General features: G+C 69.7%; 20 protein-coding genes, 1 tRNA gene and 1 pseudogene. 17 read left to right on the top strand and 5 right to left on the bottom strand.

Translation table 11 applies throughout. The annotated features are described in order from the left end of the window. Positions 1-80 precede the first annotated feature (80 nt). Positions 81-1,685 carry a bifunctional phosphoribosylaminoimidazolecarboxamide formyltransferase/IMP cyclohydrolase gene (purH, locus tag EXE41_RS07310; protein ID WP_049931084.1) on the top strand — a complete coding sequence of 535 codons (1,605 nt, stop codon included), beginning with the start codon at positions 81-83 and terminating at the stop codon, positions 1,683-1,685. Positions 1,686-1,688: 3 nt separating this feature from the next. Here purH and EXE41_RS07305 read toward each other — a convergent pair whose 3' ends face one another. Beyond that, positions 1,689-2,573, bottom strand: a complete 885-nt coding sequence (locus EXE41_RS07305; RefSeq protein WP_094495073.1) for a substrate-binding domain-containing protein — start codon at positions 2,571-2,573, stop codon at positions 1,689-1,691. Between the two features lie 274 nt (positions 2,574-2,847). Between EXE41_RS07305 and EXE41_RS07300 the strand changes: the two genes are divergently transcribed. Then, positions 2,848-4,149: an MFS transporter gene (locus EXE41_RS07300; RefSeq protein WP_049931080.1), complete on the top strand. Its 1,302-nt coding sequence runs from the start codon at positions 2,848-2,850 to the stop codon at positions 4,147-4,149. 7 nt (positions 4,150-4,156) lie between these two features. On the opposite strand, the gene EXE41_RS07295 is transcribed toward EXE41_RS07300, so the two are convergent. After that, positions 4,157-5,215, bottom strand: a complete 1,059-nt coding sequence (locus EXE41_RS07295; protein ID WP_086220367.1) for a M42 family metallopeptidase — start codon at positions 5,213-5,215, stop codon at positions 4,157-4,159. A gap of 174 nt (positions 5,216-5,389) precedes the next feature. Here EXE41_RS07295 and EXE41_RS07290 point away from each other — a divergent pair, with 174 nt between their 5' ends. The 6 genes from EXE41_RS07290 to EXE41_RS07265 all read left to right on the top strand — a co-directional run bounded on the left by EXE41_RS07290 (position 5,390) and on the right by EXE41_RS07265 (position 10,389). Further along, complete coding sequence (locus EXE41_RS07290) at positions 5,390-5,647, top strand: MTH865 family protein (protein WP_049931076.1); 258 nt, start codon at positions 5,390-5,392, stop codon at positions 5,645-5,647. A 115-nt stretch (positions 5,648-5,762) separates the two neighbouring features. After that, entirely contained in the window at positions 5,763-6,542 is a 780-nt protein-coding gene (locus EXE41_RS07285) for a J domain-containing protein (protein ID WP_137690662.1), read from the top strand. After that, a complete protein-coding gene (locus EXE41_RS07280) occupies positions 6,539-7,321 on the top strand; it encodes a metallophosphoesterase (RefSeq protein ID WP_137690661.1) in 783 nt (260 codons plus the stop codon). The genes EXE41_RS07285 and EXE41_RS07280 overlap by 4 nt, the downstream gene beginning before the upstream one ends. A gap of 164 nt (positions 7,322-7,485) precedes the next feature. Beyond that, the gene (locus tag EXE41_RS07275) at positions 7,486-8,526 is read left to right on the top strand and encodes an NAD(P)-dependent alcohol dehydrogenase (protein WP_049931071.1); all 1,041 of its coding nucleotides are present in this window, start codon (positions 7,486-7,488) and stop codon (positions 8,524-8,526) included. 179 nt (positions 8,527-8,705) lie between these two features. Further along, a complete protein-coding gene (locus EXE41_RS07270) occupies positions 8,706-9,188 on the top strand; it encodes a hypothetical protein (protein WP_089307864.1) in 483 nt (160 codons plus the stop codon). Positions 9,189-9,210: 22 nt separating this feature from the next. Next, on the top strand, positions 9,211-10,389 hold the full coding sequence (locus EXE41_RS07265) for a thiamine pyrophosphate-dependent enzyme (protein ID WP_137690660.1): 1,179 nt from the start codon (positions 9,211-9,213) through the stop codon (positions 10,387-10,389). A 25-nt stretch (positions 10,390-10,414) separates the two neighbouring features. Here EXE41_RS07265 and EXE41_RS07260 read toward each other — a convergent pair whose 3' ends face one another. After that, a complete protein-coding gene (locus EXE41_RS07260; protein ID WP_137690659.1) occupies positions 10,415-11,737 on the bottom strand; it encodes an NAD(P)/FAD-dependent oxidoreductase in 1,323 nt (440 codons plus the stop codon). Between the two features lie 239 nt (positions 11,738-11,976). Here EXE41_RS07260 and EXE41_RS07255 point away from each other — a divergent pair, with 239 nt between their 5' ends. Continuing rightward, on the top strand, positions 11,977-13,224 hold the full coding sequence (locus tag EXE41_RS07255) for a pyridoxal-phosphate dependent enzyme (protein WP_137690658.1): 1,248 nt from the start codon (positions 11,977-11,979) through the stop codon (positions 13,222-13,224). 32 nt (positions 13,225-13,256) lie between these two features. Here the strand turns inward: EXE41_RS07255 and EXE41_RS07250 are convergent, their stop codons facing one another. Beyond that, positions 13,257-14,537: a PGF-CTERM-anchored ABC transporter substrate-binding protein gene (locus tag EXE41_RS07250; protein WP_137690657.1), complete on the bottom strand. Its 1,281-nt coding sequence runs from the start codon at positions 14,535-14,537 to the stop codon at positions 13,257-13,259. Positions 14,538-14,599: 62 nt separating this feature from the next. Between EXE41_RS07250 and btuC the strand changes: the two genes are divergently transcribed. The 8 genes from btuC (at position 14,600) to EXE41_RS07210 (ending at position 21,068) form a co-directional block, all read left to right on the top strand. Then, positions 14,600-15,766 (top strand): vitamin B12 ABC transporter permease BtuC, encoded by a 1,167-nt coding sequence (gene btuC, locus EXE41_RS07245; RefSeq protein ID WP_049932834.1) that lies wholly within the window; start codon positions 14,600-14,602, stop codon positions 15,764-15,766. A gap of 122 nt (positions 15,767-15,888) precedes the next feature. Continuing rightward, positions 15,889-17,061, top strand: a complete 1,173-nt coding sequence (locus EXE41_RS07240) for an ATP-binding cassette domain-containing protein (protein WP_049932837.1) — start codon at positions 15,889-15,891, stop codon at positions 17,059-17,061. Between the two features lie 75 nt (positions 17,062-17,136). Then, complete coding sequence (locus tag EXE41_RS07235) at positions 17,137-18,132, top strand: class I SAM-dependent methyltransferase family protein (protein WP_094593470.1); 996 nt, start codon at positions 17,137-17,139, stop codon at positions 18,130-18,132. An 84-nt stretch (positions 18,133-18,216) separates the two neighbouring features. Continuing rightward, on the top strand, positions 18,217-18,438 hold the full coding sequence (locus EXE41_RS07230) for a hypothetical protein (RefSeq protein WP_049932832.1): 222 nt from the start codon (positions 18,217-18,219) through the stop codon (positions 18,436-18,438). Beyond that, the gene (locus EXE41_RS07225) at positions 18,425-18,814 is read left to right on the top strand and encodes a peptide ABC transporter ATP-binding protein (protein ID WP_086216236.1); all 390 of its coding nucleotides are present in this window, start codon (positions 18,425-18,427) and stop codon (positions 18,812-18,814) included. The genes EXE41_RS07230 and EXE41_RS07225 overlap by 14 nt, the downstream gene beginning before the upstream one ends. Positions 18,815-19,385: 571 nt before the next feature. Further along, positions 19,386-19,458, top strand: a tRNA-Thr gene (locus EXE41_RS07220). Between the two features lie 530 nt (positions 19,459-19,988). Continuing rightward, positions 19,989-20,543 carry a hypothetical protein gene (locus EXE41_RS07215; RefSeq protein ID WP_137690656.1) on the top strand — a complete coding sequence of 185 codons (555 nt, stop codon included), beginning with the start codon at positions 19,989-19,991 and terminating at the stop codon, positions 20,541-20,543. 258 nt (positions 20,544-20,801) lie between these two features. Continuing rightward, a complete protein-coding gene (locus EXE41_RS07210; protein WP_137690655.1) occupies positions 20,802-21,068 on the top strand; it encodes a hypothetical protein in 267 nt (88 codons plus the stop codon). 410 nt (positions 21,069-21,478) lie between these two features. On the opposite strand, the pseudogene EXE41_RS07205 reads toward EXE41_RS07210, so the two are convergent. Then, positions 21,479-21,582: pseudogene (locus EXE41_RS07205) on the bottom strand (IS1595 family transposase); the annotation flags it as partial.

The raw sequence follows: 21,582 nt of genomic DNA, 5'->3' as shown, positions 1-21,582 counted from the left end.
CGCCCGTTCCGATCCGCAGATGTGGATACAACAGCGGTGCGGACCGCAATCGATATACCCCATCGGTCGGACGTTCGCGTATGAAGATCGCGGGACTCGCGAGCAACCGGGGACGGAACCTCAGACACATCGCCGACGCCGCGCCCGGCGGCGCGGAGCTGTCGGTCGTCCTGACGAACCGCGAGCAGGCGCCGGTGCTGGAGGCCGCGACCGAGCGCCGGATCCCGACCGAGGTCGTCGAGCGCGAGGAAGGCGAATCGCGCGAGTCGCACGAGCGTCGGGTCGTCGAGCGCCTCTCCGACTACGACGTCGACCTCGTCTGCCTGGACGGCTACATGCGCGTGCTCACCGACGAGTTCCTCGACGCCGTCCCGACGACGCTGAACGTCCACCCCTCGCTGCTACCGTCGTTCCCCGGCACCGACGCCCACGAGCAGGTGTTGGACGCGGGCGTTCGGACGACCGGCTGTACGGTCCACGTCGTCACCGAGGAAGTCGACGCCGGGCCGGTCGTCACCCAGGAACCGATCCCGGTGTACGAGGACGACGACGCCGACTCGCTGAAGGCGCGCGTCCTCCGCGAGGCCGAGTTCGCGGCGTACCCGCGGGCGGTCCGCTGGTTCGCCGAGGACCGCGTGACCGTCGAGCGGGACGACGAGGGGAGCCCGGAGCGCGTCACGGTCGCGGGCGACGTGGGCGGCGACTTCCCGGAGCGACGCTTCGTCTCCGAGGAGCGCACCGCCACGCTGCGGTACGGCGAGAACCCCCACCAGGACGCCGCGCTGTACGTCGACGACGGCTGCGAGGAGGCGAGCGTCGTCGACGCCGCCCAGCTGAACCCCGGCGCGAAGGGAATGGGGTACAACAACTACAACGACGCCGACGCCGCGCTGAACCTCGTCAAGGAGTTCGACGAGCCCGCGGCCGCGGTGATCAAACACACCAACCCCGCGGGCTGCGCGGTCGGGTCGGACCTCGCGGACGCGTACGATCGCGCGCTTCGCACGGACGCGAAGTCCGCGTTCGGCGGCATCGTCGCGCTGAACCGCGAGTGCGACGCCGACACCGCCACGGCGGTCGCCGACTCGTTCAAGGAGGTCGTCGTCGCGCCCGGCTACACCGACAGCGCGCTCGACGTGCTCCGGGAGAAGAAGAACCTCCGCGTCCTCGACGTGGGTCCGCTCGGCGCGGGCGACGACCGCTTCTCGGAGCGGTTCACGGAGAAGCCGGTCGTCGGCGGCCGCCTCGTCCAGGAGCGCGACCGGCAGTCGCCGACCGCCGCCGACCTGGAGGTCGTCACCGAGCGCGAGCCGACCGACGAGCAGGTCGAGACGATGCTGTTCGCCTGGAAGACGCTGAAACACGTGAAATCGAACGGGATCCTCTTCGCGACGGGCACCGAGACGGTGGGCGTCGGCATGGGGCAGGTGTCCCGGGTCGACGCCGTGACGCTCGCGGCGATGAAGGCCGAGAAGGACGCGGAGGGGAAGTCCGCCGATGGCGCCGTGATGGCCTCGGACGCGTTCTTCCCGTTCCCGGACGCGGTCGAGGAGGCGGCCGACGCGGGCATCGAGGCCGTCATCCAGCCCGGCGGCTCCGTCAACGACGAGGACGTGATCGCCGCCGCCGACGAGCGCGACATGGCGATGGCGTTCACCGGGTCGCGCTGCTTCCGGCACGATTAGGGGTCACCCCTCCCAGTCGCTCGGGACGTACTGCTCGAACTCGGGGTCGGGCGAGCGGGCGAGCGGACGGAACGCCCGCTCCCCGTCGACCCGGAACTCCTCGATCCGCGACTGTCCGGGGCCGGTGAGGTAGCCGACGTAGGACATGGCCCGCGCGTACGCCACGTCGTGCCGAGCGGGGTTGACCGGGATGACGGCGTACTCGTTCCGCAGCAGCGGCGGCGGGTCGTCGATTCCGGACTCGACGTGCCGCGCCAGGACGCCGTCGTCGCCGACGGCGAGGAAAGTGCCGCGGTCGACGAGGGTGTACGCGCCCGACTGCCGGGCGGTGGTCAGCGTCTCGCCCATCCCTTGACCGGTCTCGCGGTACCACTCGCCACCGGGACTGAGCCCCGCCTCGTCCCAGATCCGGAGCTCGCGGATGTGCGTCCCCGACCGGTCGCCCCGCGACAGGAACGTCGCCTCCGTCTCGGCGATCGCCCGAAACGCCGCCAGCGGGTCGCTTCCGGCGGCACCCGCCGGGTCGTCGGGCGGGCCGACGAGCAGGAAGTCGTTGACCATCACCCTGCGCCGGTTGATCCCGTGCCCCTCGGCGATGAACTCGTCCTCGAGCGGCCGGGCGTGGACGAGCACCACGTCGCAGTCCCCGTCGCGGGCGGTGCGGAGCGACGCGCCGGTCCCGCGCACGACCGCTTCCACGGACGCTCCGAACCGGTCTGCGTACCCGCGGTTCAGCACGGGGAGCAGCCCGCTGTCGTACGCCGTGGTGGCGGTGGCGAGCGTCACCGAGCCGCGGCGGGCGGCGGGCTCCTCGGTCTGCTCCGCACAGCCCGCCAGCGAGGCGACACCGCCGAGACCGAGCGCCCGCACGTACTGTCGACGACGCATACGAATGTAGTCGAATTCATCTACGCTTTCGTATTAAGCAACCGGACGTTGTTACAGTCTGAGAACCTGCGCGCCCCGGGTCGGCACCGCGCGACCCTGTCGTTGTACCGTGTGCGGCCCGCGATGCCGATCGGGTCGGACGGGCGTCCCGGCGGAGAGGACACCCGCCGCGCCCGCCTTTCGTATCGAAATGTTGAAACGATAACCCCACGCGGACCGCCGGATCTGCGCCGCTTTTCTCTCCCAGTCTCGTTATCTCCGGACGGAGACCACCGTGGCGCAGTTCGGCAACTCGGTACGGCTGCTCGGAGACCGCGAGTTCGCGGCGCTCGCCGGGACCGCGTTCGCCCGCAGTCAGGCGTACTCGACGATCCTCATCGCCCTCGCGCTGTACGCCGACCTGTTCGGGACCACGGGGTTCATCGAGGGGCTGTTCGGCACCGCGTTCGCCGTCGTCCAGCTCGTCATCGTCCTCCCCTTGGGCCGGTGGGTGGACACCGGCAACGCGAAGCGGTGGCTGCTTGGCGGCTTCCTAATCAACGTCGGCGTCTTCGTCGGCTTCGCGCTGGTCGACAGCTCCGTTCACATCATCCTCGTGCGGATGGTCCAGGGGCTCGGCGCGAGCGTCCTCTGGATCACGGGCGCGACGGTGATCGGCGAGATCAGCCCTGACGACGAGCAGGGTCGCTGGCTCGGCTCGTACAACCAGTTCGCCTCTTTCTCGTCGCTCGCGGGCGACCTGGTCGGCGGCTACCTCCTGTACGCCTACGGCTTCTCCGAGACGTACGTCGTGTTGACCGCCGTCACGCTCGCCGCGTTCGTGCTGGTGTTCGCGTTCCTGCGCGACAACCCCGGCGGCCGGAAGGACCCCGAGGACGCCGGCGGGGTCGAGACGTTCCGGTCGCTGCTCGGCCTCCCGATGCTGCGCGCGCTCGTCTTCTTCCGGTTCACGTTCAGCGTCGGCAAGATGGCAGTGATCATCTTCCTCCCGATCTACGCCCGGACGACGTTCGGCATCTCCGCGTTCGCCATCGGCTGGATCATGGCGGGCGGGAAGGCGACGAAGGCGCTCACGCAGGGGTTCGTCGGGGACCTCACCGACCGCTACGACCGCACCTACCTGTTCGTCGCGGTCGGCGCGCTCCTGTACGGGGTCGGCACGGCGATCATCCCCCTCGCGGCGTACTTCGACGGGACCGTCGCGCCGGTCACCGTCTCGTACCTCGGCGACTCCCAGACGCTCGGCGGGGCCTTCTTCGCGCTGTTCGCCGCCTACTCGCTGCTCGGGGTCGCCGACTCGATCCGGCTGCCGGCGAGCATGTCGCTGTTCGTCGACGAGGGCGAGGCGTACGACTCCGTCGCGAGCGCGATGAGCCTCCGTTCCGTCTCGTGGAAGGTCGGACAGGTCGTCGGGCCGGTGCTCGTCGGGACCACGATGGACTGGACGACCACCGAGACCGGGTTCCTGCTCGCGGCCGGCTTCATCGCGTTCGCGACCACCGGGTTCGCGTGGCAGGCGCGCGGGGCGCACCGCGCGGCCCGAGATCCGGGTCCGGCCGCGCCCGGCGACGACTAACTTCGCCTCAGAGCGTGTAGTCGTGATCGCCCGTCTCGGACTCCAAGAAGGCTGTCAGCAGGTCGACCGTCGCCTCCACGTCGCCGCCGTCGGCCGTCTCGGTGACGGTGTGGAGGTACCGCGTCGGGATCGATATCGCGCCCACGGGCTTCGCGCCCGCCGTGTTCTGGAACCCCGCGGTGTCGGTGCCGCCCGCGGGCAACACCTCGTGCTGGTGGTCGATCCCCTCGTCCTCGGCGACCTCCGTGAGTCGGCTGTGGACCTTCGGGCTGGCGATCACCGAGGAGTCTTTCAGCTTCACCGCTGTCCCCTCGCCGAGGTCGGTGACGGCGTCGGCCGGGTCGCCCACCTGCGGCACGTCGTTGGCGACGGTGACGTCGAGAGCGACGGCGAGGTCCGGGTCGATGTCGACGCCGAGCGCCTTCGCACCCCGGAGCCCGACCTCCTCCTGGACGGTCGCCGCGAAGTGGATCGTCACGGCCGGGTCGTCGATCCGGCGGGCGGCCTCCAGCATCGCGAACACGCAGATCCGGTCGTCGAGCGCCTTCCCGGTGACTCGGTCGCCCATACGCGTCGTGGTCTGGTCGAGGGTGACGAGGTCGCCGACGCTCACCGACTCCTCGACCGCCTCCGCGTCGCGCCCGAGGTCGATGAACACGTCCTTCACCTCGTCGTCCTTCTCCCGCTGCTCCTCCGTGAGCGTGTGCGGCGGGACGGAGCCGATGACGCCCGTCAGGTCTTCGTCGCCGTGGACGGTGACGCGCTGTGCGCGCAGGACGCGGGCGTCGAACCCGCCGAGGGGGTCGACTTGGACGAACCCCTCGTCAGTGACGTGCCGGACCATGAAGCCGATCTCGTCCATGTGGGCCGCGACCGCGACCGAGTAATCCGAGTCGCCTTCGATCGTCCCGACGACGTTTCCCATCGCGTCGGTCCGGACGTGGTCGGCGCTGTCGACGAACTCGCGGCGGACGATGTCGCGCACGTCGTCCTCGTAGCCCGGGACGCCGCGGGCCTCGGTCAGCTCTCGGAGCAGGTCGAAGTCGAAGTCGAACTCGCGCGCCATGCGCCCATCTGACGCGCCAGCGACAAAGGTCCGCAGGATCCGGCACGACCGTCGGCCTTCGGGACCGCTCCACCGGTCGACCCCGCCGCGTCGGCGAGCGCGCATCCGACAACCCTAAATACGTTTATCGTTGTTCCGCAACCCTTTTGCGGTCGCTCTCGGGATGTCGTGTGTATGAGCGACGTGAAAGCGGAACTCCGCGAACAGTTCATGGACGCCTTCGGCGGCGCAGACTTCCCCGTCGAGAACCAGATGGACCTCGTCCCGGCCCTCCCGGACGGTCCGGCGACGAAGTTCGAGGCCGGCGACGTGAGCTTCACCGCGATGGAGATGGCGGCGAAGCTCGGCAGCGAACAGGAGTTCCCCTACGACGACGCCGAGTCGCTCGTCGACGACATCATCGACGGGCTCGACGCGAAAGGGATGCTCTGAGTCGGTCGACCGCCTCACCGCGTTTCTCCTCGCGATCCGCCGCCGACTGTCACCGCCGAGCGTCGCCGCCGACCGGCGGCGGGAGGTTGATTACCGCGGAGCCGCTACGGCGGGTGTGTTCGCCGAGTTCACGAGCCTGGTGCCGCGGTGGGTCCTCTGGGGAGTCGGTCTCGGCGGGGTCGCCACCGCCGTGGTCGCCTTCGCGTTCTACCTCGGGGACCGGTTCGTCCCGGCACCCGCCGCGTCGACCGGCGGCCGCGGCGCCGCCGGCGACGACCGCCGCCGCCGCGAGATCCGGACGTACCTGAACGCCGCCGGCGAGCGCTTCGACGAGGACCACGCGTTCGACGGCGTGTCGGTCCCCTTCTACCTCCCGGACCGCGGGGTCGCGATCACCTTCGACGCGCACGACTACTTCCGGCTGGAGGGCGAGGGCGTCTACACCGTCCTCTGTGAACACGAGATGCCCGGCCGCGGGCTCGGTCGCCGGCTCCCGTTCGACGTGGACGAGCCCGACTGGGCGACCGACGACTCGTCCGGTTCGGGCGGCGGCCGATCCGGCGCCGGCGGCTTCGGCGGGCGATTCGGCGCCGACCGGGCCGCCGGGCGCTCGACCGCTCGCGGCCGCGCCGGCCGCGCGGACCCCGTCGGCGACGCGTTCGACGAGCTCGGCCTCGACCGCGACGCCGACGTCGACGCGGTGAAGGGCGCGTACCGCGAGCGCGTCAAGGAGACGCACCCGGACCAGGGCGGTGACGAGGAGTCGTTCCGCCGTGTCCGCGAGGCGTACGCGACCGCCCGCAACCACGCGGACGGCGGACCGAGCCCGGGCGGCGGCGACGCGGACCGCGACGCGGGCCGTCGCCGCGAGCGCTCGTCCGGGTACGGGCGGTGAGCGACCGCGCTCACGGGTCGGGGCCGACGTTCGCGGACCGCGCTGTCTACCTCCCGGGAGCCGACGCCCTCGTCGTCGCCGACCTCCACGTTGGCCGCGGCGAGGCGTCCGCCGTCTCGCTCCCGCTCGGCGAGCGCGCGGACCTCACCGACCGGCTCGGAACCCTCCTCGACCGGTTCGATCCCGGAACCGTGGCCGTCGCCGGCGACGTGGTCCACACCTTCGACCGAGTCACGGACAGGACCCTCGGCACACTGAACGCCCTCCGCGACGCATGCGAGACGCGCGGCGCCGCCCTCGAACTCGTCGCCGGCAACCACGACACCGCCCTGCCGAGCCGCTGGGACGGGCGGGCCCGCGAGGAGCTCGTTCTGAGCGAGAGCGGCGACCGGGACGCCGACGCCACGCACGTCGCGAGAACGGTCGTCTGTCACGGGCACGAGGCGCCCTCGACCGACGCCGACCGCTACGTGATCGGCCACGTCCACCCGACGATCGAGATCGAGGGCGACCGCCGGCCCTGCTTCCTCCGCGGCCCCGGAACGTACCGCGGGGCCGACCTCCTCGTGTTGCCCGCGTTCACCCGCCTCGCGCCGGGCGTGGCGGTCAACGACATGCGGACCGACGCGTTCGACTCCCCGCTCGTGACTGACGCGGACCGCCTCGCGCCGGTCGTGGTCGACTCCCCGTCGGAGGGCTCGGGCCGCGGTGCGGATGCGGGCGACGCGGAAGAGGCCCTCCGGTTCCCGCCGCTCGGCGAGTTCCGCCGGCTGTTGTGAGCGCTTCTGCCCCGCCGTGCGTACAGCACCGGATAAACACGGGAGCGCCTCGCCGAGGGTGTCACGGGTGACCCCACCGCCGGCGACGTGGATCTCCTCGCCCTCTCGTCGGGTGAGTGACTATAACGAACGTTTATGATTCACGCGGTGCGAACCGTTCCCACATGGAAGCAGCCAGACTCCACGAGTACACCGACGACATGCGCGAGGGGCTCACCATCGACGAGGTTGACCGGCCGACGGCGACGGGGCCGGACGACGTCGTCGTCGAGGTCGAGGGCGCGGGCTGGTGCCAGACGGACAACCACATCATCGAGGGGATGTGGGCCGAGTACGTCCCGCAGGAACTGCCGCTGACGCTGGGCCACGAGAACGCGGGGACGGTCGTCGAAACGGGCGAGGACGTCGAGATCGTCTCCGCCGGCGACCCGGTGATCTGCCACCCGGTACAGACCTGCGGGACCTGTCGCCCCTGCCGGCTCGGCGAGACGATGCACTGCGAGAACAGCGCGTTCAACGGGCTGACTCACGACGGCGGCTTCGCCGAGTATCTCCACACCAGCGAACGAGCGGTCATCCCGCTGCCGAGCGGGGTCGAACCGATCGATATCGCGCCGCACGCGGACGCCGGCATCACCGCGTACCACGCGGCCAAGAAGGCGGTCGCGGAGCTGAACCCCGGCGACCACGCCGTCGTCATCGGCGTCGGCGGGCTCGGTCACATCGGGCTCCAGTGCCTGAACGCGATGAGCGCGGCAAAGATCACCGCCGTCGACCTGAAGGAGTCGGCGCTGAACCTGGCGAACAGTTACGGCGCGGACCACCTGGTGAACCCGAGCGAGGCCGACGTGGCGGCCGAGATAGCGGGGATCACCGACGGCACGGGCGCCGCGCAGGTGCTCGACTTCGTCGGCGAGGACGTGACGACCGCCTACGCGCCGGACATCACCGCCGGCGGCGGCGACCACCACGTCATCGGCTACGGCGGGCACGTCCACGAGCCGTCGCAGGCGCTGGTGAACGGCGAGTTCTCCTTCGTCGGCAACATCGTCGGGCGGTACGCGGAGCTTCAGGAGCTCGTCGCGCTCGTCGAGCAGGGAGATGTCGACCTCCACACCAGCCGGTACGACCTCGGCGAGATCAACGCGGTCGCCGAGAAGCTCGAACACCGCGAGATCGACGGCCGTGCCGTGATCACGCCCTGAAACCGGCTCCGACAGCCGGACCGCGTCGCGGCCCGCGGCCTGTTCTTCGTCCCGTGGGACGTCTCGGGACAGGCCCCGAGCGAAAGCGGGGCGTACCCGTTCGAGGTGACGACCACGGTCCGGTGACCGGCGACCGGACAACGGGAAGACATTTAGCCCGGCGCTCGGGGAAATACGACATGAAAACTGCCCTCCCCGCCGATTCCCGCTTCACCGCCGCTCGACGGTGGTCGCTCTACGCCGGCGTGTACGCGCTCGGCTGCGCCGCCCTCACTGCGTCGCTGCTCGCCGACGTGCTCGGCCTGTTCGCCGACGTGGTCGGTCTCCCGCCCGCGGCCGGGATGCCGCTCCTCGCGACCCCGGCGCTCGTCGTCGGGACGCTCGTCTGGTGGGCCCTCGTCGAGCGGCCGGACGCGCCCACGTATCTCCGTGGGGCCGCCTTCGGGCTGCTCACCGCGCTCCTCACCGGCGCGCTCTGGACGGCGTGGTTCGTGGTCATCTGGGGACTCGAGATGCTCGCCGCCGGGCCCGTGCGGCTGCTGGTCGGGTTCGTACTCGGCGCGGTCGCCGTCGCCGGCGTCCTCGTCGGGCTCCCGATCACGTACCTCCGGCGACGGAGCCGGCGGGCGTCGGAGGCCGCCGCGACCGCTAACTCCTTGTGACTGCGGCGCACACTCGTTGCGCATGGACGAGAACGGCGTCGACGACGCCGGCGACGGCGCGACCGATCCGCTCGCCGACGAAGACGTCTATCGCGTGCTCGGGCCGGACGGGAGTCCCCTGCCCGACGCGACGGTGCCGGACCTCTCGGACGAGCGGTTCCGCGCTATCTACCGCGATCTGGTCGTCACGCGTCGATTCGACGAGCGCGCCGTCAGCCTCCAGCGACAGGGCCGGATCGGGACGTACGCGCCCTGCGCGGGCCAAGAGGGGTCGGCCGTCGGGTCGACGCACGCGCTCGCGGACCGCGACCTGATAAGCTACCAGTACCGGGAGCACGGCGCGGCCGTCGCCCGCGACCTCCTCTCCGAGTACCTCCCCTACTGGATGGGCCACGAGGCCGGGACGGAAGCGATCGCTGACGGCAACGTCTTCCCGCTGAACATCGGCATCGCGGCCCACCTCCCGTACGCGGTCGGGGCCGCGTGGGCGTTCGCCCACCGCGACGAGGACCGCGTCGTCGCCTGCCACTTCGGCGACGGCGCGACCAGCGAGGGCGACTTCCACGAGGCGATGAACTTCGCCGGCGTCTTCGACACGCCGACGGTATTCTGCTGTCACAACAACGGGTGGGCGATCTCGGTCCCGAGGGGGAGACAGACCGCGAGCGACACCTTCGCCGGGAAGGCGACCGCGTACGGTTTCGACGGCGTCCGCGCCGACGGCATGGACCCGCTCGCCAGCTACGCGGTCACGCGGGAGGCTGCCGAGCGTGCCCGACGCGGCGGTGACGGCGACGGCGGCGACGAGGTGGGCGGCAACGGCACCGCGGACGACCCGCGTCCGGTCCTCATCGAGTTCGTCGAGTACCGGTTCGGCGCCCACACGACCGCCGACGACCCGACGGCCTATCGCGACGCCGACGACGTTGACCCGTGGCGCGCGCTCGACCCGCTCGACCGCATGGAGACGTTCCTCCGCGAGACGGATCGCATCGACGACGAGGGCGTCGCGGCGATCCGCGAGGAGGCGGACGACGTCGTCGCCGCGGCGATCGACGCGGCGGAGTCGGTTGAGGCCGACCCCGCCGCGATGTTCGACCACGCGTTCGCCGGGCTCTCGCCCGAGACCCGCCGTCAGCGCGACGACCTGCTCGCGGCCGTCGCGGAACGCGGCGAGGAGGCGTTCCTGCGAGAGGAGTGAGGGGGCCGCGAGGCGACCGGGCCGGCTACAGGTGCCCGCCCGCCGCATTCGCCGCCTTCCGGCCGCTCTCTAGGGCGCCTTGGATCGACGACCACTCCGTGTAGTCGCCGGCGAGGACGACCGGGCCCTCGGGGTCGTCCGGCTTCGGGAGGTCGGCGTGGACGCCCGGCGGCTGCGCGAACTGCGCGAACCGGATCCGGTGGACGTCGAGGGTCTCCAAGCCGCCAAAGTCGCGGTCGGGGAACCACGCGTCCAGCGCGTCCCGAACGTCGTCGCGGAGGTCGCGCTCGTCGCGGTCGAGCGACTCCTGCCCGAGGAACGTCGCCGCGAGGAGCGCGCGGTCGCCGGGCGCGTACTCGGGCGCAACCTCCGACATCGGGACCACCGCGTTCGGCGACTCGTCGGCTGCGTTGAGGAGGATCCGGCCGCCCGTCTCGAACGACTCGCCCGCGGGGAGCGCGAACCACCCGGTCACGTTCGGCACGCCCTCGGTCGGGACCGACTCGACGCCGGTGAGCCGCCGGGCCTCCGGCGGCGAGGTCGCGACGACGACCGCGTCCGTCTCGCGCGTCGTACCGTCCGCGAGTTCCACGGTCGCACCGTCCGCGTCGGCCGCTCCGGTTCGGAAGGGAATCCGGCCCCCTCCGGCGATCCGGACCGCCTCCACGTCCCTGCCGGTCTCGATATCGACGCCCGCCTCGCGGGCGCGGTCGGCGAGCGCGGCGGGGAGCGCGGCCATCCCCTCGGCGGGGACGCCGATCGACCCACGGCCCATCGCGCGGAACGTGTACTCGAAGACGTGCTTCGAGGTCGAGAGGCTCCGGTCTAAGGTGATCCCGCCGTAGAACGGCTCGACGAAGTTCTCGACGTAGTCGTCGGCGAACCCCCAGTCGCGGAGGTACTCGCGGATCGGGGCGTCGCGCCCGGCGAAGAACTCGCCCTCGTCGCGGTTTCCGAGGTCGTACCGCAGCGCGAGCGTCCGGAGCTTGTCGGAGAAGGAGACCTCGTCGTTCAAAAGCGAGGGAATCGCGGACAGCGGGTCGCGGAGGGGGTCGCCGAGCGTCGAGCGCGAGCCCGGCCGGCAGATCGTCGCACCGGGCGCGAACGTCCGCAGGTCGAGGTCGTCGAGCCCGTCGGCGCCCAGTTCGCGCTCGACGGCGGGGTAGCTCGAGAAGAGGACTTGGAAGCCGCGGTCGACGGTGAACCCGTCGACCGTCTCCGTCCGCACGCGCCCGCCGACCTCGGGGCGTCGCTCGTACAGCGTCACGTCCGCGCCCGCCTCCGCGAGTCGGGTCGCCGCGACGAGCCCCGCGAGCCCGCCGCCGACGACCGTGGCGTTTCCGTTCATATGTGCCGTATCGGGTCGCGGGTTTATAAGCGGCGGCGGGTCGAGGCGATTCGATTGGCGAAGCCACAGCCGCTCGGCCGCGTTGCTTCTGATAAATCGCTGATCGACACAGTCCACTCCGAAGCCCCGCCCGACGGCGACCGCACAGCGCCTCGCGTCACCGCGGTTCGGGGTCTCGTCGAGACGGTCATCCGCACCCGAGTGCGAAGCGATTAGTCGCCGCCGCCGCAAGGTTCGGTATGGCAGACTTCGAGACCACGCCGGCGTTTCGCGGGCTGGAGAGTCGGGCGTCGGGACGCGTCCACGAGACCGCCGACGCGGCGGCCATCGACGACGACGAGCGGGCGCGCGGACTCGACCCGGTCTACGACTACGACGCCGTCGACCCCGACGACCTCTTCGACCCGGCGGCCCGCGGCGCGAGCGGCGACGCGCGGACCGCGCCCGCGACCGCGCGCGGCCACTGGCGCTTCGACGCCCTGCTCCCGTTCCCGGCCGACGGCGCGCTCACCGCGGGGGAGGGCGGGACGCCGCTCGTGGCCACCGACCGGCTCGCGGACGAGCTCGACGTCGACGCGGTGTACGTCAAAGACGAGGGGCGCAACCCGACGGGGACCGTCCTCGACCGCGGTCTCTCGCTCGCGACGACCGCGGTGGCGGCCCGGGCCGCCGCCGACGGCGACGTGGAGCCGCTCGTCTGCGCGAGCCCGGGGAACGCCGGGCAATCGATGGCGGCGTACGCGGGCCGGGCGGACCTGCGGTCGTACGCGTTCGTCCCCTCGCGGTGCGCCTTCTCGAACAAGTCGATGACGAACGTCCACGGCGGCGAGATGCGTGTCGTCGGCGGGCGCTTCCCCGACGCGGCCGACGCGGTCGACGAGCAGCTCGCGACCGACTACACCGACCTCGGCGAGTTCGCCACGCCGTACCGCCACGAGGGCGCGAAGACGATCGCGTTCGAGCTCGTCGCCGACCTCGGTGACACCCCCGACGTGGTCGTCGTCCCGACCGGATCCGGCGAGGTCGTCGCCGGCGTCAACAAGGGGTTCGCCGAGCTGGCCCGGATCGGCGCGGTCGATGACACCCCGAAGGTCGTCGCCGCGCAGGCGTCCGGCTGCGCGCCGATCGCGGCCGCCGTCGAGCGCGGCCTCGACGAGCCCGAACCGTGGTCGACGCCCGACACAATCTGCGGCGAACTGGAGATTCCGGACCCCGCGGGCGGCGCCGCGGCAGTCGAGGCGGTCACCGAGAGCGGCGGGACCGCGGTCGGCGTCGACGACGACGACATCCTCGCGAGCGCGGTCGCCGTGGCGCAGAACGAGGTCGTCGAGATGGGCGCGACGGGCGGCGCGGCCCCCGCCGGCGCGTGGGCGCTCGCCGAGGAGGGCTTCTTCGACGGCGACGAGACCGTCGTGCTCCTCAACAGCGACGCCGGGCTGAAGACGCCCGACGTCCTCCGCAGCCACCTGATGGGACAAGGGATTTAGAAACGGAACCGGCGGTCAGCGACCGATTCGATTCAATCGCGCCGCGCGAGCAGGCCAGTGGCGAGCAGCGCGATCGCGGCCGCGACGACACCAAATCCGGGGACTTCCGCGCCCGTGTCGCCGTCGCTGCCGCCCGCGTCCGTCTCGTTTCCGTCCATGCCGTCGGTCGAGGAGTCGCCGCCGTCCGACGTATCATCGCTCCCGGACGAGCCGCCGTCGGAGGAGCCGTCGTCCGACGACTCGCCGCTCTCGGTGCCGTCCGTCGACTCGCTGCCCTCCTCCTGTAGCTCGACCACCGCGTTCGACAGCGTCGTCGTCGACCGGATCACGCTGCGCGGCGCGGGCTGGTTGAGGTAGTCCACGTTCATCACGACGTAGTTCTCCTCGACGCCAGCGGTCGTGCTGGCGTACGGCTCCTCCGCCAAGATCGCGGCCTCGGGGTCGGTGACCAGGATTAGCTCGGGGTCCGTCTGGAGGATCACCTCGTCGGAGAGCTGCGGGTACGCCTCGTACTCCGCGGCGACGTTGTCGGCGCCCCCGACGTTCATGATCGCGTCGATGAAGGTGTTGTTCGCGGCGACGTAGCCGCCGCCGAGCGGGTAGAGCGCGGCCGGGCGGTCGACGCCGGCGGTCCGGTTCTCCGCGGCGTCGACCGCGTCGTACATCTCCTCGTTCGTCTCGCTCGCGGCGTCGCACGCGCCGACGAGCCGACCGATCGTCTCCGTCTTCTCGGCGATGTCGTCGATCGAGGTCGCGGCCGGGAAGTGGTACACTTTGAGCCCCTGCTCGCGGAGCGGCCCCACGTCGGCGGCCGAGGAATTCGGCGCCAGCACGAGGTCGGGCTCGGTGTCGACGACGCGCTCGACGCTCGCGCCGAACTCGGCCGAGACGTTCGCACGCTCCTCGGCGCCGTCGAGGTAGAGCGCGAACCGGCTCACGCCGACGACGCGGTCCTGTTCGCCGAGCTCCCACAGCGTCTGCGCTGCCGACGGGTTGAGCGTCGTGATCCGCTCGGGACGCTCCTCCAGCGTTATCGTGGTCCCGGTCGCGTCGGTCGCATTGAGCGGGAAGCCGCAGGCGCCGTCGGTCTGTGCGGGGGCGGCCCCCGCCCCGGCCGCGGACCCGACCGCCGGCTGTGTGCCCGCAGCCGATTGCGCGCCCGCAGCCGGTTGCGCGCCCCCGGTCAACTGCGCGCTCGCGCTCGGTCTGTCCGTCGCTATTGTCGGCTGTGCGCCCGCGGCGGTCCCGGCGACGCCGCCGATCAGGGCGGTCGCCACCAACGCGGCCATCGCAATTGCGAAGCTATTTCGCATCGAATTGAGGACCGGACTCGTCCAATAAGTATTTATCTACTACAAGTTGTGTTGGAGAACGCATGCGACCCTGGGCCCGCTCGGCGGCGTGGTCGGCGGCGATAGCCGCGCTGCTGGCGGTCGTCGTCGTCGTCAGCGCCGCGATCGGTCCCGTCCGTATCCCGCCTGAGACGGTGGTGAAGTCGGTGTTGAACGCGCTCGCGGTGCCGTCCGGAATCGAAGCGAGCGCGAGCGGCGTCGGCCCGTTGCCGGTCCCCGGCGTCGGTCCCCTCACGCTCCCCGGCGTCGACCTCGCGTTCGCGTCGCCGTTCGCGTTCCCCGTCGACTCCGTCCACCAGCGGATCGTCGTGGGCGTGCGGCTCCCGCGGATCCTGCTCGCCGCGCTCGTCGGCTTCGCGCTCGCGGCCGCCGGCACGGTGATGCAGGGGTTCTTCCGAAACCCGATGGCCGACCCGTCGATCATCGGCGTCTCGTCGGGCGCGGCGGTCGGCGCGGTGGCGTTCATCGTCTTCCCCGCCGCGCTCTCCGCGACCGTCGCGCTCCCGCTCGTCGGCCCCGTCGAGGTCGCGCTCTCGCGGGGCGCGGGGACGAGCCTCTTCGCGTTCGTCGGCGCGCTGGTCGCCGCCTTCGGCGTGTACGCCATCGCGACCCGGAACGGCCGGACTCCCGTCGCTACCCTCCTGCTCGCCGGCGTCGCGGTCCAGACGTTCCTCGGCGCGGTCGTCTCCTACCTCCAGCTCCAAGCGGGGGAGTCGCTCCGGCAGATCGTCGCGTGGCTGATGGGCCACCTCTCGGGCGCGGCGTGGAGCGAGGTGGCCGTCACCGCCGCCGTCGTGCCGCCGCTGTTCCTCCTGCTGCTCGCGTACGCCCGCGACCTCAACGTCCTCCTGCTCGGCGAGGAGGAGGCACGGGGGCTGGGGATCGCGGTCGAGCGCACGAAGCGGGTGTTGCTCGCCGCCTCGGCGCTCGTCACGGCCGCCGGGGTCGCGTTCGCCGGCGTGATCGGGTTCGTCGGCCTCATCGTCCCCCACATGCTCCGGCTCGTCGTCGGGCCCGACCACCGGACGCTGCTCCCGACCGCGGCACTCGCGGGCGGCACGTTCCTCGTCGCGGCCGACACCGTCGCGCGCTCCGCGGCCGCGGAGTACCCGGTCGGGATCATCACCGCCGCGGTCGGCGCGCCGTTCTTCGTTTACCTGCTCGTGACCCGGGAGGTGACGGAGCTGTGAGTGCGGATCCCACCGTCGACGCCGAGACGACGGGCGCGGCCGACGCGGCGGAGTCGGCCGCGGGCGGCGGCGACGGTTCCGAGGCCCTCCCCGACACGGCGCTCTCGTTCGGCGACGCGCCGCTGCTGTCGGCCGCGGACGTGGCCGTCTCGTTCGGCGACCTCGACGTCGTCTCCGGCGTCGACCTCCGGGTCGAGCCCGGCTCGCTCGTCGGCCTCGTCGGGCCCAACGGCGCCGGGAAGACCACCGTGCTGCGCGCGGTGACCGGCGCGGTCGAGCCGGACGCCGGGACCGTGCGCCTCGGCGGCGACCCGGCGTCGTCGCTGTCGGCCCGTGAGGTCGGTCGGCGCGTCGCGAGCGTCCCGCAGACGACGAACCTCTCGTTCGACTTCCGGGTGCGCCACGTCGTCGAGATGGGTCGGACGCCCCACCTCGGACGCTTCGACGCGCACGGGACCGAGGACGACGCCGCGGTCGACGCCGCGATGGCGGCCGCCGATGTCGAGCGCTTCGCCGACCGGTCGATCACCGAGGTCTCGGGCGGCGAGCGCCAGCGCGTGCTGCTCGCGCGGGCGCTGGCGCAGGCGGCGCCGCTCCTCCTCCTCGACGAGCCGACCGCCAGCCTCGACGTACACCACGCGGTCGAGACGCTCGAACTGGTCCGCGAGTTCGTCGACGGCGGCGACCGGGGAGCGATCGCCGCGATCCACGACCTCGACGCCGCGGCCCGCTACTGCGACGAGGTGGTCGTCATCGCGAACGGCGGGGTTCAGGCCGCCGGGCCGCCCGAGTCGGTGCTATCGGCGTCCGCCGTCGGCGCGGCCTTCGACGCCGAGGCGTTCGTCGGTCGCAACCCGGCCACCGGGACGCCCGCGGTCACTGCGTTCCCGGAGAGCGACGCCGACCCGCGCAGCGTCCACGTGATCGGCTCGGGGCGGTCGGGCGCGCGCGTCGTCGCCCGGCTGGCCGCCGCGGGCCACGAGCCCTCCGTCGGCGTAGTCCCCGAGGGAGACGCGGCCGCCGGCGCCGCCGCGGACGCGGGCGCGACAGCGGTGACGGCGCCCCCATTCGAGGACCCCTCCCCGGAGGCGCTGGCTGCGGCGCGCGACCTCGCGGCCGACGCTGACGCGACGCTCGTGGTCGCGGCGGACGGCGGCGTCGCCCCGACCGCGAACGGCCCGAACGCCGAGGTCGCGGCGGCCGCGGACCGCGTCGTCCCCGTCGCCGACGACGTCGACGACGCGGAGCTGCTCGACGCCGTCGCGGCCGCGAGCGGTGCCGAGCCGGCGGAGTGACTCCGGCCGCTCGGGTCCCCGCCGTCCGGCCCGCGAAGCGTCACCGTTTATTCGCTCGACCGCGTCCCTCCGACGATGAGCGTCCCCTGCGTCGCCGTCGCCCGCGAGCGCGGCGAGACCGTCCGGAGCCGGCTCGCCGACGCCGACGCCCTCGACGGCGACCACCAGATCGCCGTCGACGGCGAGACGATCTACATCCCCGTCGCGGACCGCGAACTAGTGCCCGCTGCGTTCGCCGACCGGATCGTCGAGCGCGACGCCGAGCGACGGGACCGCCCCACGACGCCCGCCGACATCCTGGGATACGAGCCCTCTATCGAGCGGCTCGGTGACATCGTCATCGTCGACGAGGACGACGACGAGCGCGCCCGCGAGATCGCCGACGCCGTCGCGGCCTCCGACGTGCCCTGCGAGACGGTCCTCAACCGCGCGTCGCCGATCGAGGGCGAGTTGCGGGTCCGCTCTTGGGACGTGCTGGTCGGCGACGACACGGAGACGGTCCACCGCGAGTACGGCCACGAGTTCGCGCTCGACGTCGCCGCGGTGTACTTCTCCCCGCGGCTCGCGACCGAGCGTCACCGCGTGGCCGAGCAGGTCGACCCCGGAGAGTCGGCGATCGACATGTTCGCCGGCGTGGGCCCGTACGCGGTACCCATGGCGTCCCGCGGCGCCGACGTGGTCGCCTGCGATCTCAACGAGCGCGCGGTCGAGTACCTCCGCGAGAACGCCGCGCGCAACGGGGTCGCCGACCGGGTGACCGCGATCAGCGGCGACGTGCGCGACCTCGCCGACTCGCACGCGGACACCGCCGAACGCCTCGTGATGAACCTCCCCCACTCCGCGGACGAGTTCTTGGACACCGCCGTCGCGCTCGCCGGCGACGACTGCGTGATCCACTACTACGACATCCAACACGAGGACGACCCGTTCGGCCCGGGACGGCGCGCGATCGAGGCGGCCGCGGGCGACGACTACGCGGTCACCGTCGAGACCGAGCGGGTCGTCCGGTCGTACGCCCCCCACGAGCACAACGTCTGTCTCGACGCTCGCCTGACGCGCGACGCCGACTGATCCGGCCGCTCCGCGCGCCCGACGAACCGAGGCAGACACGTCAGGGAATATACTTATGAGTGTAACTATCTAACATGTATTCGTATGAGCGACGCCGCAGACCCCGAAGAGCGAATCGACGAGACGACCACGTGGCCGGAGCTGGCGATGGGGCTCTACGACCGCTTGACCGGTCGAAACGCCGAGATACACTACCAGTTCGAGGACATGACCGTCGAGGTGCCGAGCGGGACGGGAGACGACGTCGAACACGCCGAGTGGCGCGTCGACGGCGGCGTCCGCGTCACGACCCGTGAGCGGGACTGAGTCTCACGCCGCCCTCGCAGTCGAGACCGACGACCTGACGCTCTCCGTCGACGGGGTCGATGTGTCGGTCCACGCTACCGAGCGGCGCCTGTTCCTCGAAGTAGAGAGCGTCGGTGACGCCCTCCGCGTCGCCCGCCGCCTCCCGGGCGACGCTGCCTCGGACCTCGCGGTCAGGGAACTGCGACTGGGGGACCTCACCGCCGAGGTCAGGGTCCGCGGGCGAACGGTCGCGATCGCGGGCGCCGACGCGCGCCCCGGTCCGGTCTCACACCGCCTCGGCGTCGCGCCCGCCGAGGTGCGCCTCGCGGGGGTCGTCGGCGCCGGATACGGCGGCCTTTCCGCCGCGGTGCGCCGCGCGCGGCGGCTGTTCGCGTAGCGTCGAACGGGACGGAGAGCGGCGGCGCCGCTCGCGATCCGTCGTCGAGACAGCGAAAACGCCGCGCCGCCCCGAGGGGGGTCGGGGCGGAGCGGCCGGGGCCCGTCACATGACAAGCGGCCGCGGCGACGGTCGGCGGACCAGAGGCGATTTTGCGCTTGGCGCGTCGGTGACGCGTTTCACACGGTAGCCGCGGCGGAACGCTACTGGGGATGACGGCCGCGCCGAGTCGCGGTTGGGGAGACGACCGACGAGACCCTTGCCGCCCGGTACGGGCTCCGACCGGGCACGCACCGCCGAGGGATTCGATCCCCGCCGTCTCGGCACGCGGACGGTGTCAGCACATTCAAATTGAAGTCCGAACGAGTATTTAGTCTTTTTCCTTATATAATTGTATTGTGTTCTGGTTTCCTGTGTGTTTATAGATGTAATATGGGAACGATTATGACGTTCGTCTTATTCGTATCGGGCGCGCGCGTCGCTTCCAGCGCGCGGCTCGGCTCCCGCCGCGTCCCCGTTGCGTCCCCGTTTCGGAACCCTTATTTTTCCGTCCGGGAATTGTCTGATGAGCGCCGGGGTAGCTCAGCTGGCAGAGCGATTCCTTCGTAAGGAATAGGTCGAGGGTTCAAATCCCTCCTCCGGCTTAAGGTCGGCTACACCTCCCTTAGGAACGTTATCACTCCTTAGAGAGGCTCACGTATCAATATTCGCCTTAGCACCACACTTGAGAGAGACATTTGTATAGGTTTGTACGTCTCCCCTTGCCGGATACATTTGAATAGGTGAGCGATGCGGAGCGCCCACGTCTTGCGATTTCCGAAAAGGAGTCCGTACACGGCGAGAAGGTGCGCGTGGAGAGAATCCCGTTACCCTCTACTCCGAATGGAGTGGGTTTTGACACTATCGAGGGAGTCAGCCGCAGTAGGAGCGTTAGTTGGCTCGAAAATTTTTGGGTGTTTTTCCCGCGCGCGAGAGACGACACCCAGTAGTTCGGCTTCGATTCTTCGAAAGAGGGCTTCTGGGCGTCGTAACCACAGACGGATCTGGGGGATACGCTTAATACACTCCTTGAGAGCGGTAGGGGGGACGAGAGACTGGCGTCAGTGGGACGCCATTCTGAGTGCGGCAAGAACGCCGCGCCCTATCCGATCTATCCACTCCCCCAGAGACTCAAATGTACGACGAAAAACTGTCAGAGTCAAGAACAGGACCCGACACAAGAAACGCCACTAAGATCCACTATCAAGAGATGGCTGGGAAAGGTGAACGGATGGATGGAATCCGTTCATTCTGGAAATTCTACAAAGCCCTTGCCTTGTACAATACTGGACGCTTCAATCTTCTCTGGCGAGATGAGAATTACGAGCGGCTGATCGAGAATTTAGAGATTTATGATTCAATCGCTTCTCAACTCGACTTAACAGATCGTCAAAGAGGGATCGGTCGCTCCCGGTTCACAATCCCCGACTTCCGTCGATACAGCCAACTCGGTGGTGTTCGCATGGCCGCCTTCTGTATGTGTGCCTTGGTCTGTGCTGAAGATAATCGAGACTACTACCCAACCCGGAAGTCGGAAACGAATGATCCCGAGTTTGTGCGGATGGCGGAGGAATTAGACCTGAACAAGAGATACATCCAAAAAGGGATTGAACGCCTTCGTAGCGAATTGAAGGCCCACGATAACGATAACAGTCCGACGAGTCAACAGATGCTCCGAAATGGTGTGTAACCTGACCCCCCTATATAACACGACGTGTATTACTGGTAGTGAGGAGAATGGATAGGACAGCGACCGGCCCGATACGGTTACATTCGAGTGCGGCAAGAAGGCGCGAGTCTGACAGATACCTATCTAATCCAGCATCAGGGACACCGGGTTGAAACAGGATGTTCAGGACCGCGCACTTCTCGCACCATTCGGCTCCAGTTGTATCGTATTGTGTCTGGGCCCCGAGCCGTACCGGCTTCAATCTAGAAATCAACGAACATGACCAGCATCTTTCCAGAGTACACGGTCCGAGAACAGGACGTAGAACACATCGAAAGGCTCCGAGAACTACAGGTTCGCGGCGATGACATGGAGACGGACGAAGAACTGGAGGCGAGCCTTCTCGCCCGCTTCGGAGAGCCGGAAGCAACTGAGACGTTTGAGTGGGCTACAGAAGACCGTATCATGTTCTACGGATCAGAAGTGTGGACGATCGACGGGATACTTGACGGCGACTATCCGAAGACAGTCACGCTCAACTCATAATGATGTACGACAGCAACAGGGATCTGAAAAACGGTGGAGACTGTAGAGAGCCTCTATGAATTTGCCGTGGCTTCCTTCGCGATCAGTGTTGAAGTCGTCTTAGCGCCCTCTCGGTCCCGTAAGAATCGGTTCTAATTCAAGATGAGAGTTCGTCGTAGTTCTCGCACCATAGCGAAATAGTCGGCTCTGTTGAAATCCTATTCTTCAGATGCGTTCTTGTCTGAAACAGCCGGTCGCTGAAGAGTGCTTATATCTCATTTGTGCGCCCATCTAAAAGGCCTCAAAACAAGATAGTGATCGATCCTACCACAGGCTGAATGTTCTTATTCTCAGGTTCTACTGTTCATCTCCAACTACCAGACGATGAAATGACGAGAAAAGTACGAACGCTCTTCGGTAGACTGGCGGAACTAGCGGAATACATTGACAGCGATACAGTCCACGAGACTGTGGATCGGTGCCCCAGTAAGGTTCAGTGACCGGAGGAAGCCGTAGGTCCGAGCGGCCTGTTCCA

It is taken from the genome of Halorubrum sp. SD690R (assembly GCF_005435035.1).
In the GTDB taxonomy this organism is placed as follows: Archaea; Halobacteriota; Halobacteria; order Halobacteriales; family Haloferacaceae; genus Halorubrum; species Halorubrum ezzemoulense.
Note: the sequence above shows the minus strand (reverse complement) of the source record. Positions and strands in the feature narration are given on the sequence as shown.

Coding starts and splice junctions, on each gene's coding strand:
- purH (WP_049931084.1), top strand. CDS start 81: ATGAAGATCGCGGGACTCGCGAGCAACCGGGGACGGAACCTCAGACAC.
- EXE41_RS07305 (WP_094495073.1), bottom strand. CDS start 2,573: ATGCGTCGTCGACAGTACGTGCGGGCGCTCGGTCTCGGCGGTGTCGCC.
- EXE41_RS07295 (WP_086220367.1), bottom strand. CDS start 5,215: ATGGCGCGCGAGTTCGACTTCGACTTCGACCTGCTCCGAGAGCTGACC.
- EXE41_RS07290 (WP_049931076.1), top strand. CDS start 5,390: ATGAGCGACGTGAAAGCGGAACTCCGCGAACAGTTCATGGACGCCTTC.
- EXE41_RS07275 (WP_049931071.1), top strand. CDS start 7,486: ATGGAAGCAGCCAGACTCCACGAGTACACCGACGACATGCGCGAGGGG.
- EXE41_RS07270 (WP_089307864.1), top strand. CDS start 8,706: ATGAAAACTGCCCTCCCCGCCGATTCCCGCTTCACCGCCGCTCGACGG.
- EXE41_RS07265 (WP_137690660.1), top strand. CDS start 9,211: ATGGACGAGAACGGCGTCGACGACGCCGGCGACGGCGCGACCGATCCG.
- EXE41_RS07260 (WP_137690659.1), bottom strand. CDS start 11,737: ATGAACGGAAACGCCACGGTCGTCGGCGGCGGGCTCGCGGGGCTCGTC.
- EXE41_RS07255 (WP_137690658.1), top strand. CDS start 11,977: ATGGCAGACTTCGAGACCACGCCGGCGTTTCGCGGGCTGGAGAGTCGG.
- EXE41_RS07250 (WP_137690657.1), bottom strand. CDS start 14,537: ATGCGAAATAGCTTCGCAATTGCGATGGCCGCGTTGGTGGCGACCGCC.
- btuC (WP_049932834.1), top strand. CDS start 14,600: ATGCGACCCTGGGCCCGCTCGGCGGCGTGGTCGGCGGCGATAGCCGCG.
- EXE41_RS07235 (WP_094593470.1), top strand. CDS start 17,137: ATGAGCGTCCCCTGCGTCGCCGTCGCCCGCGAGCGCGGCGAGACCGTC.
- EXE41_RS07230 (WP_049932832.1), top strand. CDS start 18,217: ATGAGCGACGCCGCAGACCCCGAAGAGCGAATCGACGAGACGACCACG.
- EXE41_RS07215 (WP_137690656.1), top strand. CDS start 19,989: ATGTACGACGAAAAACTGTCAGAGTCAAGAACAGGACCCGACACAAGA.
- EXE41_RS07210 (WP_137690655.1), top strand. CDS start 20,802: ATGACCAGCATCTTTCCAGAGTACACGGTCCGAGAACAGGACGTAGAA.